The following is a 13,726-nucleotide window of genomic DNA, read 5'->3' on the forward strand; positions in this document are numbered from 1 at the left end:
GTTCAAAAAATGAGTTAAAACGATTCCCCTTGCATGGATTCACTTTGAAAAACAATGGTAAAAATGATTCGACCATTGAGGGATTCAGCCTGGATGGTCGCCCCAAGCATATCAAGAATAGATTTTGTTATGGCAAGCCCTAAGCCGGTTCCTTCTTCTGTTCTTTGCCTAGACGCATCTGTTCGATAAAAACGATCAAATAATCTGGATAGTTGTTCAGGAGAGATTTCAGGGCCTTCATTTTCAATTGAAAATATTGTGTTATCTAAATTCTGTTGAAGTTTTATCCGTATTGTAGAATTCTTGTTTCCATATTTAACTGCATTAGACAATAGATTGCTGAGTGCGCGACGTAACATAGCAGGATCACCTTTTACATTGCCAGATCCTGTTTGTTGAAGTGTCATATTTTTTTCGGCAGCGAGAGCGTCATAGAAATCAAATAAAGCGGTAACTTCTTTAACGAGGTCAATATTCTGTAAGTTCTGTAAATTTAAGCCATGTTCTGCTTTTGCCAAGAAAAGCATATCGGACACCATTCGAGCCAAACGTTCAAATTCTTCTAAATTAGAAAATAGTATTTCTTGATAAGTACCAATATCTCGGTTACGGGCGAGACATACTTGAGTTTGGGTCATTAAATTATTAATCGGTGTTCTAATTTCATGTGCTAAATCAGATGAAAAATCGGAAAGTTTTTCTAAAGCTGACTCTAGTCTGTCCAGCATAGCATTGAAGGCGATTGCCAATGATTTTAGTTCGGTTGGTGTATGCTCAACTTCTAAACGTTCTGAAAGATGTTGAGCAGAAATTCCTTCTGCGACCTTAGCCATTTTTTGCACGGGTCTTAAACCTCTCCAGGTTGCAAACCAACCTAAAAACATTAAACAAATTGTACCAGCCAAACCAATATACAAAAGTTGACGCTTAAAATCTTTTAGAAAATGTAGATGTTCTGATGTATCGATCCCAACAATAATTCGTACAGATTGTATTTCAGAATTTCTATTTATACCTGTAGTGTAGATCATGCCACGATAGGTCTTATTTTGAACTTGCCATTTAATCCATGAATTATTTGCTGACTTGATTAAATTTTGAGTATTAATGATTGAGGATGCAGAACTAAATAAAACTTGACCTGTCGGTCGTTCTATTTGGACCATAAGATCATGGTGTCCAACTAACGCATCTCTTAAATAGAAATTAAGTTCTGGAGAATTTTTAGGATGCTGTTGGAGAAGATTCTGAATAAGCTGGATTTTACCTTCTAATTGGGTACGGTCTTGAGTTTCAAAATGATGCATTACTAATTTATTTATGAACAAACCCATAATAATTAGAATGAAAATAGTAGATAATGAGAAAATGATACCGATCCGGAAACTGATCGCTCTGAATAAATTATTATTCATCCTCTACCTCTAGTACATACCCCATTCCTCGAATATTCTGAATTAATTTGGGAGTAAAGTTACTGTCAACTTTACTTCTTAATCGTTTAATAGCGACTTCAACGACATTCGTATCACTATCAAAATTCATATCCCAAATTTGAGAAGCAATCAGCGCTCTTGGTAAAATTTCACCTCGTCTACGCATAAAAAGTTCCATAAGCGCGAATTCTTTTGCCGTCAGATCAATGCGTTGACCCGCTCGCGTTACCCGACGTTTTCTCAAATCAAGTTCTAAATCAGCAATCTTAATAATATTACTATCCTCTCTTTGCTGCCCTCGTCTAAGGAGAGTTTTGATTCGAGCAAGAAGCTCTGCAAAAGCAAAAGGCTTTATTAAATAATCATCAGCGCCTAACTCTAGACCTTTTACTCGATCTTCTATCTGATCTCTGGCTGTTAAAAATAGAATGGGCATTGTTTTACCGCTGCTACGAATATCATTGATAATATTCCAACCATTTAGTCCAGGTAACATCACGTCTAAAATAATTAAGTCATACTCTTCAGAAAGAGCTTGATGTTTACCCGTTAACCCATCTGTAACCCAGTCGGTAATATAGCCAGCTTCGGATAAACCTTGCTTGAGATAGTCACCAGTTTTTTGTTCATCTTCAACCAATAATATTCTCATCTCAGAATCCTAAGTCATTCATTAAACCTATAATAACTTTATAAAACCCGAGATTGAAATAGATTACAAAAATGTCATTTTCAAGTCACTCAGATGTTCAGTGCTTCACTTTATTGTAGTAGCAAGAAATTAACTTTTAGAGAAACTTATGAAAACTGTAGTGCGTCGTAGTCTAACAATTTTAATGTGTGCTGGAACTTTAATTGCTGGTACTCAATCTTGGGCAAATGATGCAAAAGATCTATCAAATTCGAAATCTAATGCTGTGACAACTGCAAAAAAAGCACAAGAGCCGTGTTCTAAACCTTGTAAGATGAACAAGGATAATAAGGTTCAGCAAGAACCTAGCCAACAGCAAGCGGCAAATTCCTCTGATATGTCGAAAATGGATCATTCCATGATGAATATGGACCATTCGAAAATGGATCATTCAAAAATGAATATGTCCAATACATCAAATAAATAATTTTATAAAAGCAGGAAAGGAGTATTGGAGCTAACGATAAGGATTGCCTTAATACTCTAATCTGGTCTTTTTAACGGTGAGATAGAATGTCAAATAAGTTAAGTCATGTACTCTTAATTGGAGTTGGTTTATTTTCATCAACTTGGGTAATGGCGGCAGTTAAAGAATATGATTTAACGATCGCGGAACAGACTGTAAATATTACAGGAAAACCGCTAAAGAGAATTACCGTTAATGGTAAATTCGTTGCCCCTCTTCTTGAATTTGAAGAGGGAGATGATGCCGTTATTCGTGTTCATAATAAGCTAAAAAATCAGGACTCTTCAATTCATTGGCATGGATTGATATTACCCGGAATCATGGATGGTGTACCAGGGTTCAACCAGTTCGAAGGCATCGCCCCTAATAAAACGTATGAATATAAATTCAAGGTTCGTCAAAATGGTACTTATTGGTATCACTCCCATAGTAAAGGGCAAGAGCAAGACGGCCTATATGGTGCTTTAGTTATTTATCCGAAAAATAAAACCCCCTTAACATCATCTGAAAAAACTGATAGAGATTATGTGGTTTTGCTTTCTGATTTTCATAATTCAACAAGTGATCAAATCACAAAGAATCTTAAAAAAGAAGCAGATTACTATCAGAACCGTCGAGAAACGGTATTTGATGTCATGAAACAAGTTAAACGTGATGGATTAAAGGCAACTTGGCAAGACCGCTCTATGTGGAATCAGATGCGGATGTTGAAAACAGATATGTCTGATGTCACAGGCTATACATTTTTAATGAATGGCAAAACACCTCAGCAAAACTGGACCGGTAATTTTAAAGCTGGAGAAAAAGTTCGCCTTCGATTTATTAATGCTTCTGCAATGTCATTTTTTGATGTACGAATTCCAAATTTAAAAATGACAGTGGTAAGTGCCGATGGTCAACCTGTAAAACCTGTTCCTGTAGATGAGTTCCGTATAGGTACTGCTGAAACTTATGATGTCATTGTTGAACCGAAACAAGCCCATTATCAAATCGAAGCTGAATCTATTGATCGTACTGGATTTTCGGTTGGAACCTTACATGATGAAAATACCTCACCTGTAAAACAAATTGAGATGCCTAAGCCTCGTCCTCGTTCTTTATTGACTATGGAAGATATGGGAATGAATCATGATATGTCTTCTATGAAAGGCATGAATCACGATATGTCTTCTATGAAAGGTATGGATCATGATATGTCTTCAATGAAAGATATGAATCATGATATGCCGATGAATAGCGCTACTGTTAAGGCGGCTTCAGACAAGAATGATAATACCGTATTTGGATGGGCAAATGCTTCAACACCTGAAGGTAATAAAGCATTGCAATATAGTGATTTGCAATCGTTAGATCCTCAAAAAGACACTCGTGCAGCTGAACGTGAAATAGAGATCCGTCTTGGTGGAAACATGGAGCGTTATATTTGGACAATAAATGGTAAAAAATTTAATGAAGCCGACCCACTAGTGGTGAAGTATGGTGAACGTATTCGCTTAAAATTTGTCAATGACAGTATGATGGCTCACCCAATGCACTTACATGGCATGTTTATGCAGCTTGAGAATGGTCAGGATCCAAGCAATATGCCAAACAAACATACGGTAATTGTTCCACCTGGGAAAACGATAACCACTCTACTCACAGCTGATGAGTTAGGTGAGTGGGCTATTCATTGTCACCTGCTTTACCATATGAGTGCAGGAATGATGAATAAACTCATTGTAGCTCAAGTGGAAGATGGTAATTCTACAAAGACTGTTCCTCAGTCCCAAGTAAATGAGAAGGGAGTAAATCCACATGCACATCACTAATAATTTGTTTTCAAAAACAACTTTGATGATTGCGCTATTTGGATTATCAAATCTGACCTTTGCAAAGAACACTCAACCAGTAGAAGATAGCAATATGCCAGAAAGTATGAAGGTACTATTGCAGGAATCTGGTGGGTTAAGCTATTCCCCGCAAAATGTTTATCCAAAGTATTTTTCAAAAAGAAATATTAACAAGGGAAACAAAAGTATTCAAATTATGCGGAAGAATTTGGAACCAGCTGATTCCTCCCATAATAATCATCTTAAAGAACATGGTGGTCAAGTTTATCAAACTACAAAACTCGAAAATGAATGGATGGTTGATGAAGACGGTAAAGGTGGGTTAGGAACAAAGTTTGAAACTTTGATTGGTACAGATGAAAATCGTCTATTTATTGAAGCCAATTCGGAAAAGTCAGAAAGTAATGATCCAAAATATGCTGTATCAGCACTTTATAGCCGTAACGTAGCCCCATTTTGGGATGTACAAGCTGGGGTAAGATATAGTGAAGATAAAAATAACAGCAGCAGCGATCGAGTGGATGGGGTTATTGGTATATTAGGTCTAGCTCCTTATTTCTTTGAAACACAAGCATATCTTTATGGCGGTGAGAATAATTTTTGGGGAGCAAGTTTTGAATTAGAACGTGATTTGCTTTTAACTCAGAAACTTATTACTCAACCTTATATCGAAGCAGATGTAATATTTAGCGATGATTCTAACTATGCTGCAAAATCAGGTTTATCAGAACTAAAAACTGGTATCAAAACCCGATATGAGATTACTAAGCGAATTAAACCTTTCATTGATGTTGCTTACCAATATGAAAAAGGACAGAAAGCCACTTCTATGCAAGAGGCAACAGAGTCTGAAAAGGGATGGAAATATGGTGCAGGCATCGAATTAGTTTTTTAAAATAGTATGATTTGGATTCATGAATGGTAGCTTCGGCTACTATTCATGAATTATTACTATTTATTTTCGAATCTGTAAAACTAAAAAAGCTTAATTTTTGGTCTATTTTTATGCAGTGGTTAAAAACATGCTTATCGCTGTTTTTATCGTTTGCTATTCTTTTAGTAGGATCGGCTGCTACTACTTCGTCTGTACATCATCGGTGTTTAATGCCATCTGAATAGATGCATGTGACATAGCCGTCTTCATCGATTTGAATCCTAAAGTGGCCCTAATGATCCGCTTTAGCTTGCCATGATTACATTCGATCACGTTATTTTTATACTTAACCTGCCTGTGCTCAAGATCTGGTGGACATTTTCTTTCCCATTTTAACCGTGACAAAGCACCTCCATATGTGTGCTTTATCTGTATCTATCACTTGTGGGGCCTTCCTTTGCCAGAAGATGCGGATACTGAGCATCCAAAAGTAAAAGAACTGCATGAGCTTCTTGCATGGTCTGAAGGTATGGTCTGGTGTTCACCTGAACGTCATGGTTCTATGAGTTCCATTTTTAAATCACAAATAGACTGGATTCCACTTGCAGGAGGAGCAATCCGTGCTACCCAAGGTAAAACCCTTGCCTTGATGCAAGTCAGTGGTGGATCACAGTCTGAACCGTACCGGGTTTGTCGGAGAGTCAATATTCTGAGAGACTATCCCGATGACAAAATTAAAATATACCCCTGAAATCAGAGAAAGAGCGGTTCAAAAAATTTGAAACTACCATCTTAATGATATACTCTAATTGATATACATTTAGATTGGGTTGTTTATAATGTTGATGCTTCGATTACCTGTAGAATTAGAAAAACAGTTAGATCAACTGGCTGAAAAGAGTCAAAGAACGAAATCATTTTTAGCCAGAGAAGCTATTTCTATGAGTATTGAGAGCTTATCGAAAAAATATATACATGAAAACAAAGGGTTAAGTTACATGAATATTAATCTATATGAAACTCTCGTTAAATTTTTTTCTACACCAGTTAATTTAGAAACTGAATCTAGAAAATCTAAATTTATTATGTTTAGTGAGGACGGAAAATTATTTGTTCACAATAACAAAGATAATATTCGCCCTTTAAGCACTGATGAAGTTGATAATTTTTATAAGATTTTTAAGGAAACTGGAAGTCGATCTCCATCAACCTATACCGATGTAACCTTCAACTCATCATATATTCTTGCTGCACTATCTCATTTAAAAGAACAAGCTATTATTTAAATAGCTTATACAAATAAAAAACCCCGGCATCCTGCCGGGGTTTTTTATTGGAACATTAGGTCTTTGTGCTCTTGCATGTCTTATATAGCGCCATCCTGGTGCTTATTTTTTATTATATGGAACTTCCTGTTCCTGACCATTCAATAATATGAAAATTCCAGTATGCCGCATAGCAGCAAAGGGCCGAGATTCACGTAAGCCTAGGCCTACAAAATAGCCTAAATTTCATCCACAGAAATTGGGGATAGTTTTTACCCTGGAAGAGTTGATAACATTCGGAAAATGCCAAAATTGATCATTTTTAAGCCGACTTGTTTCAAAATCGGATTTTTGGGCATTTTGTGATCAGTGTGAAATTTTTAAGTTATTGATATTAATATACAAGTGTTGTTATTCACCAATTAAAATGTCTATGCGATAAACCATTTAAAATGTCCTGTTTTTAACCACAAGAGTCAAGCACAGGATTTAAATTTCTTTGTTCAATAACAGCTTTCTGAGCTTTACGACTCGGCATACTTTTCTTGAGGCGGGAACGTTTATTCTGTTTTTCCAATGCTTCATGCTGTTGCTGGATATGGGCCAGAACCGAACCTAATCTTTTATTCTCAACCACTGCATTTTGCTGTAGTCCAGCCAGTTTATTGAAGACGCTATAATAGATCTTCCGTCCCTCATACATGATGGCGATAGTTCCATCCGGGTACTCCAGAAATGAAATGTATTGCCCAGCAAGCTTATGATTCAGCTCTGTCGGTTCAAGCATATAAATACACTTGTCATAGGTCAGAGTCAGATTCTTGGTGACCTTACGCGGTTCCTGCCAGGTAAAAATATCATCCAGTTCAAGATCAGATTCGGTTAATGGTCGATGCAGGTTCTTTGAGTTTCGCGCACATTTGGCGAACTTCTGATTGAACTGCTCAATAAAGCAGGGCAACCAGGCATTTGCTTCTGCAATCGAACAGATGCCTTCCAGGCGCATCTCCTTGATCAAACGGTCCTGAAGGGTTCTATTCGCTCGCTCTACGCGACCTTTGGCCTGGGGTGAATTGGCGAAGATAATATCAATGTTTAACTCATTCAGAATCCGCCCAAATTGCGTGATCTGGCTGTCTTGCCTGGATTTCTGGTTGACTCTAAATACCGAGTGTTTATCGCTATAAAAGGCCAAGGGCTTGCCGTATTGCTCAATGTAGGCTCGGGTTGAAAGCATATAGTCAAAGGTCGTTTCAGCCTCACAAAAGCGTAGATGCAACAGCTTGCCGGTAGCATCATCGATATAAACCAGCAAACAGCATTTGGTGGCTCTTCCTTCAAACCAGTCATGATATGAGCCATCAATCTGGATCAGCTCACCTAAGCAATCACGGTTATAGCGTGGCTGGTATGGGCGTTTTAGACGTTTGGATCGCGGAATCCAAAGGTCATTTGCAGTCATCCAGCGCCGAACCGTTTCTACCGGGATATTCAGGTCAAACATGCTGCTGAGCTTCTCATGCGCCAAGGTAGGTCCAAAGCCCAGCAGATGTTCAGAAATAATGGAAAGACATTCTGATTTTAACAGAACGTCATGGCGACGATGACCCGGTTGACCACGACTGGCATGCGTCATGCCTGAAACACCATCTTGATTGAGCTTCTGCAATAACCGGGTAATTTGACGGGTGGAAAGATTCAGGATTTCAGCAGCACGGACTTGGGTAATACGATGATCTCGAACGTCTTGCAGAACTGCAAGACGTTGAATTTCTTTGTCAGACATAGTGATCAGCGTCTATATTTTATATCCAGTCCATGGTGATAAAAACCATCATAAACCAGACATTTTTATTGGTGAGAATATAGACACTTTAAATGGGTTCTAACAAACACGTTTCGTATAAGGTGTATTATGTTAATTTTAGAGAAACTACTAAATTATATTGAGTTGTAAATAGTTGAAATTCCGTTAAGATATATTGGATTAAATTCTATTCCTAGATAGCATTCGTGTTGACTCATCTCTCCAAAAAACTTTGGTTTTGTTTTCTTATGGTTTTTGCCATAGGATGGAGTAGTGTGTCTGTTGCATCAGTAAAGATAATGCATATCAATATGCAAACTGAAATGAGCCAAGATCATTGTTTAGATCAAGCACAGCAAGTCACTCAACATGGTATTAATCACGAAGTACAGACGAATACCGATTGCCATAATCATTTAGCTATTAATCAGAATATAGATCACAAAAAGTGTCAGGAATGTTCTAGCTTATCCTGCCAGACACAGATCTCATGTCTTCATTCTTTGCAAAGCTCGCTAGATCCCCTAGATACCTTCTATTCTATAGATCAGCCTAATTTTTATTACCTCAACCAATATCTAAATGGGTATTGGCAAGAAATTTCACGTCCTCCTAAAACTTAACCAATTTTTTTTTAAAATTTATTTATTTTTCAAAAATTAAGGTTAAGTTATGTCTCATAAAATTAGTTCGTACCTATTAGCAGGTATTTGTTTTGCATCGTCGCCTTTGGTTTTTGCCGAAGTGCGTGAATATCAGCTTGTTATTGATGAAGCAGTGGTCAGCCCAACTGGAAAGCCTGTAAAGCGCATTACCGTAAATGGTCAATTTCCTGCGCCTTTGCTTGAGTTTGAAGAGGGTGATGAAGCCATCATTCGCGTGAAAAATAATTTAAAAAACCAAGATTCTTCTATTCATTGGCACGGACTGTTGTTGCCGGGCATTATGGATGGTGTACCAGGATTTAATGGTTTTAACGGTATTAAGCCTCAAAGCGAGTATGTTTATAAATTCAAGATTCGCCAAAGCGGGACTTATTGGTATCACGCTCATTCTAAAGGACAGGAACAAGACGGCTTATATGGTTCTTTTGTGATTTATCCAAAAGGTAAAACACCATTGGCAGCACATGAAAAAGCTGAACGTGACTATGTGGTGATGTTGTCAGATTTTCATGAAAAAACCAGTGATCAAATTCAGAAAGATCTTAAAATTTCAGCTGAATATTATCAAGATCAGCGTGAAACCTTGGGTGATGTTTGGAAGCAGGTTAAACGTGATGGCATAAAAGCGACATGGTCTGACCGCAAAATGTGGAATCAGATGCGTATGCTAAAAACCGACATGTCGGATGTTACAGGTTATACCTTCCTCATTAATGGCAAAACACCTGAACAAAATTGGACAGGAATGTTTAAACCGAATGAAAAAATTCGCCTACGTTTTGTGAATGCATCTGCGATGTCTTTCTACGATGTCCGTATTCCTAACTTGAAAATGACTGTGGTTAGTGCTGATGGTCAGCCTGTGAAACCCATTTCTGTAGATGAATTCCGTATTGGTACGGCTGAAACTTATGATGTGATTGTGGAGCCAAAAGGTGGACATTATCAAATTGAAGCTGAGTCAATTGACCGTTCAGGTTATGCGATTGGTACGCTACACAATGAACTAAATCCTGTGACACACGGCATTCATATGCCTCAGCCACGTCCACGCTCGCTTTTGACTATGGAAGATATGGGACATGGTGGTGGTGATCATTCAGGAATGGATCATTCGAAAATGAACCATGGCGATATGAAAGGCACGGATCATTCACAGCATAGCGCAGTAAAACCGCAAAAAAATGATCAAGTGGTTTATGGTTGGGCAAATGCCTCTACACCTGCAGGTAATAAAGCCTTGCAATATAGCGATTTAAAATCATTAGAGCCGCAAAAAGATACTCGTGAAGCCAGCAGTGAATTGGTCGTGCGTTTGGGCGGTACTATGGAACGTTATATTTGGACCATTAACGGTAAAAAATTTAGTGATGCTGAGCCGTTAAAAGTGAAATATGGCGAGCGTATCCGTATCAAATTTATTAATGACAGTATGATGGCGCACCCGATGCATTTACACGGTATGTTTATGCAGTTGGAGAATGGTCAAGAGTCGGTAGATATGCCAAATAAACACACATTGATCGTACCACCGGGTAAAACAGTTACGGCTTTATTAACTGCGGATGAATTGGGTGAATGGGCAATCCATTGTCATTTGTTGTATCACATGAGTGCGGGGATGATGAACAAGTTAATCGTGGCGAATGTTAGCGATGAACAAGTATCTACAATGCCAATTCAAGGTACAAATTCGACTCAAACTCAACAAGTAACTGAGCAAAAAGGAGCTGAACATGCACATCACTAATTTTGTATTGAAAGCGATTTTTTCTGTTGCGGTATTGAGTTTAACGACCTTAAGTGTGGCGCACGAAGGGCATCATTCAACTACTCAGAATAATGGGAAAAATATGCCATCAATGAATCATCAAGCCATGTCTGAGATGAATCATTCACAACATTCTGCACAAGAGCATGCACAACACATGCAGATGATGGGGAAAATGAACCATGGTCAGATGAATCATGCACAACATCAGGCAACATCTACGGTTAATCATTTACATCATGTACCAGATGCGAATACTCAGCAGAGTTCGCATTATGATCATCGCTCAGAACACGGTGCGCAAATTTATGCGATTACGACGGTGGATAATAAGTGGTTTGTCAATGAAGATGGCACAGGCGGTTTAAAGTCAGAGTTTGAAACCCGTATTGGCACAGATGAAAATAAGGTTTTTATTAAAGTTCATGCCGATAAAGAAGAATCGCATGATGCACATTATGATGCCAAACTTTTATATAGCCGTATGATTTCAGACTTTTGGGATGCACAGATTGGTGCACGTTATCGCAGTGAAAAAGTTGAACTCGATGATCATCGCAAAGACACCGAAGAAAATGTTGATGCAGTGATTGGCTTACATGGTATGGCACCATATTTCTTTGAAACTGATGCTTATCTCTATGCAGGAGAAGACAGTTATGCGGGTTTTAGTCTAGAAACGGAACGTGATTTTCTGATTACGCAAAAGTTGATTATTCAAACTTATTTAGAGTTGGATGCGATCTTTAGTGATGACTCTAAATATGCGAAAAAAACTGGTTTAAGCAGTGCAACCGCAGGGCTTGAAACTCGCTATGAAATCAGTAAAAAGATCATGCCGTATATCGACATTGCCTATGAGTATTCAAAAGGTAATGATGAAACGTCGTGGCAAATAGAATCAAACTCTGAGAAAGGTTGGTTATATGGAGCTGGTGTTAGATTTAGATTTTAATTAATTTAATGATTACTAAATAGCTTTATTTAAATAAAACTCTAGCTTAATGTGGCCGGAAGCAAAATGTTAACTTATTTTGCTCCCTCCCTCCCATTTAACATAATGGGCGTTATACGAAATGCGATTTTAAATAATATTATTTATCAAAGGTTTAAGACAAAAAACACACAACCTTCAAGATTAAAAAACACACGTTTTAACAACTCGTGTGTTTTTTAAGCAGATTTGTAATCTTTCGCCAATAAAATCGTCTAAAAAATGCTCAATTTTGGCATTTTCCCAATGTTCTCAGCTCTTCCAGGGCGAAAACTATCCCAATTACTGTGGATGAAATTTAGGCTATTTTGTACGCTTTGGCTCACATAAAACTCGGCCCTTTGCGGCTATCCAGGATAGGTGAATTTTCCTATGATGAAGTCATAGAGAACAGGATGTTCCAAACAACAAGAATAAGAAAGATCGCACCAGGAGCGTGAGGTAAGACAGGAGTCATACCTAGCAACCCAATATGAGAAACCCCGGCAGGATGCTGGGGTTTTTTATTGCCTATCTTTTCTCATTTGCAAAACAAGCATAATACCCCTAAAATATAGACTATAATCTATATTTTGGTTGTAGTATGTGGACAGTCATTACGACAGATCTATTTAATCAGTGGCTTGAACAGCAAGATGAATCGACACAAGAGAAGGTCCTAGCTGCCCTGGTTGTTCTACAGCAGCAGGGACCGAGTTTAGGCCGTCCTTTAGTAGATACTGTGTATGAGTCTAAATTTACCAATATGAAAGAACTGCGTGTTCAACATCGCGGTAGACCCTTAAGAGCTTTCTTCGCATTTGATCCCTTACGACAGGCTATTGTTCTATGTATTGCTGATAAAGGCGGTAAAAAGCGTTTTTACCAAGACATGCTTGATATTGCAGATGAACAATACCAACTTCATCTCACCACCCTAGGAGATAAATCTAATGGCTAAGACTCTGCAAGAATTGTTAGCTAGCCGCTCTCCAGAGAGCCAAGCCCGTATTCAAAAAATGGCAGATGAATTACTGCTAGAAAATCAGCTTCATCTTATTCGTGAAGAACTCGAAATTTCTCAAAAAGAGCTTGCTGAAACTTTGGGAATAAAACAGCCATCGCTTTCAGCAATTGAAAATCGTGGCAATGATTTAAAGATTTCAACCATGAAAAAGTATGTTGAAGCAATGGGTGGAAAGCTCCGTATTGATGTAGAGCTTCCAACAGGAAAACATATAGGATTCAATGTTTAACAATAAAAATGGGGGCCTATAGCTCCCATTTTTAACTTCGTATAAGGTGTATTATGTTAATTTTAGAAAAATTTAAAATTAATGTCTCTTAAAAAGGCGATAAAAAATATTTTTTGATTCAGTTAGAGCATGTCAAAATATTCTATGAGAATATATATTTAAGATAATATTTAAGGAAATAATCCAATGATTTTTAAGAAAATTAAGGAAAAGATTATACTCCATAAAAAAAATGAGCAAATATTCTATGAATTAGCTCTTACTGAGTTCTCAACTGGCAATAAACGACCTGGCCTGTGGGCTATGGCCCTCTCTAAATCGGAAGGATCAATAGAAAAAGCTAATGCTTTATATATTGGGTTACTTGCCGAAGAAATTAAAAGTGATGAATATTTAGAAGCTACTAAAATTGAGGCTATTGAAAAAGAAAAACAAAAAGAAATGAAAAAACTTATAGATCCTAGATTTAAAGAGCCACAACCTTACTTAAAGAAAGAGCATTAGTAATTGACCTATTTAATATAATAGGCTGTTATACGAAATCAAAAAAGCCTAGACTCAGGTCTAGGCTTTAAATTTTTAAAAATACATAAAAATCAAGTTGATATAATTAATTTTTCAGTTTCGTATAACGTGTATTATGTTAATTTTAGGAAAGCTTTAGGATTAATAGCTAAAAATGCGTTGCAC

General features: G+C 37.4%; 12 protein-coding genes and 3 pseudogenes. 11 read left to right on the forward strand and 4 right to left on the reverse strand.

The features are described from left to right. Positions 1 to 14 precede the first annotated feature (14 nt). Positions 15 to 1,415: a heavy metal sensor histidine kinase gene (locus GVV58_RS13245; protein WP_159516735.1), complete on the reverse strand. Its 1,401-nt coding sequence runs from the start codon at positions 1,413 to 1,415 to the stop codon at positions 15 to 17. After that, positions 1,408 to 2,088 (reverse strand): heavy metal response regulator transcription factor, encoded by a 681-nt coding sequence (locus GVV58_RS13250; protein ID WP_004668313.1) that lies wholly within the window; start codon positions 2,086 to 2,088, stop codon positions 1,408 to 1,410. Before GVV58_RS13250 ends, GVV58_RS13245 begins: the two co-directional genes overlap by 8 nt. 148 nt (positions 2,089 to 2,236) lie before the next feature. Here GVV58_RS13250 and GVV58_RS13255 point away from each other — a divergent pair, with 148 nt between their 5' ends. From GVV58_RS13255 to GVV58_RS13270, 4 genes and pseudogenes are all read left to right on the forward strand, one after another. Then, a complete protein-coding gene (locus tag GVV58_RS13255) occupies positions 2,237 to 2,554 on the forward strand; it encodes a hypothetical protein (RefSeq protein ID WP_004755899.1) in 318 nt (105 codons plus the stop codon). A gap of 86 nt (positions 2,555 to 2,640) precedes the next feature. Further along, on the forward strand, positions 2,641 to 4,404 hold the full coding sequence (locus tag GVV58_RS13260) for a copper resistance system multicopper oxidase (RefSeq protein ID WP_159516736.1): 1,764 nt from the start codon (positions 2,641 to 2,643) through the stop codon (positions 4,402 to 4,404). Then, positions 4,391 to 5,320, forward strand: a complete 930-nt coding sequence (locus tag GVV58_RS13265) for a copper resistance protein B (protein WP_159516737.1) — start codon at positions 4,391 to 4,393, stop codon at positions 5,318 to 5,320. Before GVV58_RS13260 ends, GVV58_RS13265 begins: the two co-directional genes overlap by 14 nt. 23 nt (positions 5,321 to 5,343) lie before the next feature. Then, positions 5,344 to 5,541: pseudogene (locus tag GVV58_RS13270) on the forward strand (hypothetical protein); the annotation flags it as partial. A 16-nt stretch (positions 5,542 to 5,557) separates the two neighbouring features. Here the strand turns inward: GVV58_RS13270 and GVV58_RS13275 are convergent. Then, a pseudogene (locus tag GVV58_RS13275) lies at positions 5,558 to 5,747 on the reverse strand (DDE-type integrase/transposase/recombinase); the annotation flags it as partial. Here GVV58_RS13275 and GVV58_RS13280 point away from each other — a divergent pair. Both GVV58_RS13280 and GVV58_RS13285 read left to right on the forward strand, forming a co-directional pair. After that, a pseudogene (locus tag GVV58_RS13280) lies at positions 5,748 to 5,975 on the forward strand (NAD(P)H-dependent oxidoreductase); the annotation flags it as partial. It abuts the pseudogene before it with no gap. Positions 5,976 to 6,138: 163 nt separating this feature from the next. Continuing rightward, complete coding sequence (locus GVV58_RS13285) at positions 6,139 to 6,585, forward strand: ribbon-helix-helix protein, CopG family (RefSeq protein ID WP_016658834.1); 447 nt, start codon at positions 6,139 to 6,141, stop codon at positions 6,583 to 6,585. Positions 6,586 to 7,027: 442 nt separating this feature from the next. Here the strand turns inward: GVV58_RS13285 and GVV58_RS13290 are convergent, their stop codons facing one another. Beyond that, the gene (locus tag GVV58_RS13290; protein WP_159516739.1) at positions 7,028 to 8,350 is read right to left on the reverse strand and encodes an ISNCY family transposase; all 1,323 of its coding nucleotides are present in this window, start codon (positions 8,348 to 8,350) and stop codon (positions 7,028 to 7,030) included. A 693-nt stretch (positions 8,351 to 9,043) separates the two neighbouring features. Between GVV58_RS13290 and GVV58_RS13295 the strand changes: the two genes are divergently transcribed. The 5 genes from GVV58_RS13295 to GVV58_RS13315 all read left to right on the forward strand — a co-directional run bounded on the left by GVV58_RS13295 (position 9,044) and on the right by GVV58_RS13315 (position 13,540). Beyond that, a complete protein-coding gene (locus GVV58_RS13295; protein WP_076755023.1) occupies positions 9,044 to 10,786 on the forward strand; it encodes a multicopper oxidase domain-containing protein in 1,743 nt (580 codons plus the stop codon). After that, positions 10,773 to 11,762 carry a copper resistance protein B gene (locus tag GVV58_RS13300; RefSeq protein ID WP_005093385.1) on the forward strand — a complete coding sequence of 330 codons (990 nt, stop codon included), beginning with the start codon at positions 10,773 to 10,775 and terminating at the stop codon, positions 11,760 to 11,762. Before GVV58_RS13295 ends, GVV58_RS13300 begins: the two co-directional genes overlap by 14 nt. 622 nt (positions 11,763 to 12,384) lie before the next feature. Then, a complete protein-coding gene (locus GVV58_RS13305) occupies positions 12,385 to 12,741 on the forward strand; it encodes a type II toxin-antitoxin system RelE/ParE family toxin (protein ID WP_159516740.1) in 357 nt (118 codons plus the stop codon). Continuing rightward, positions 12,734 to 13,036: a helix-turn-helix domain-containing protein gene (locus tag GVV58_RS13310; RefSeq protein ID WP_001140620.1), complete on the forward strand. Its 303-nt coding sequence runs from the start codon at positions 12,734 to 12,736 to the stop codon at positions 13,034 to 13,036. The genes GVV58_RS13305 and GVV58_RS13310 overlap by 8 nt, the downstream gene beginning before the upstream one ends. A 186-nt stretch (positions 13,037 to 13,222) precedes the next feature. After that, entirely contained in the window at positions 13,223 to 13,540 is a 318-nt protein-coding gene (locus GVV58_RS13315) for a hypothetical protein (protein WP_159516741.1), read from the forward strand. Positions 13,541 to 13,726 lie beyond the last annotated feature (186 nt).

Source organism: Acinetobacter sp. 18QD2AZ41W, from assembly GCF_009829025.1.
Classification (GTDB): domain Bacteria; phylum Pseudomonadota; class Gammaproteobacteria; order Pseudomonadales; family Moraxellaceae; genus Acinetobacter; species Acinetobacter pseudolwoffii.

Bases quoted from the DNA above. Each gene is read 5' to 3' on its own strand.
- GVV58_RS13245 (WP_159516735.1), bottom strand. From the start codon at position 1,415: ATGAATAATAATTTATTCAGAGCGATCAGTTTCCGGATCGGTATCATT.
- GVV58_RS13260 (WP_159516736.1), top strand. From the start codon at position 2,641: ATGTCAAATAAGTTAAGTCATGTACTCTTAATTGGAGTTGGTTTATTT.
- GVV58_RS13300 (WP_005093385.1), top strand. From the start codon at position 10,773: ATGCACATCACTAATTTTGTATTGAAAGCGATTTTTTCTGTTGCGGTA.
- GVV58_RS13315 (WP_159516741.1), top strand. From the start codon at position 13,223: ATGATTTTTAAGAAAATTAAGGAAAAGATTATACTCCATAAAAAAAAT.
- GVV58_RS13265 (WP_159516737.1), top strand. From the start codon at position 4,391: ATGCACATCACTAATAATTTGTTTTCAAAAACAACTTTGATGATTGCG.
- GVV58_RS13255 (WP_004755899.1), top strand. From the start codon at position 2,237: ATGAAAACTGTAGTGCGTCGTAGTCTAACAATTTTAATGTGTGCTGGA.
- GVV58_RS13285 (WP_016658834.1), top strand. From the start codon at position 6,139: ATGTTGATGCTTCGATTACCTGTAGAATTAGAAAAACAGTTAGATCAA.
- GVV58_RS13305 (WP_159516740.1), top strand. From the start codon at position 12,385: ATGTGGACAGTCATTACGACAGATCTATTTAATCAGTGGCTTGAACAG.
- GVV58_RS13295 (WP_076755023.1), top strand. From the start codon at position 9,044: ATGTCTCATAAAATTAGTTCGTACCTATTAGCAGGTATTTGTTTTGCA.
- GVV58_RS13310 (WP_001140620.1), top strand. From the start codon at position 12,734: ATGGCTAAGACTCTGCAAGAATTGTTAGCTAGCCGCTCTCCAGAGAGC.
- GVV58_RS13250 (WP_004668313.1), bottom strand. From the start codon at position 2,088: ATGAGAATATTATTGGTTGAAGATGAACAAAAAACTGGTGACTATCTC.
- GVV58_RS13290 (WP_159516739.1), bottom strand. From the start codon at position 8,350: ATGTCTGACAAAGAAATTCAACGTCTTGCAGTTCTGCAAGACGTTCGA.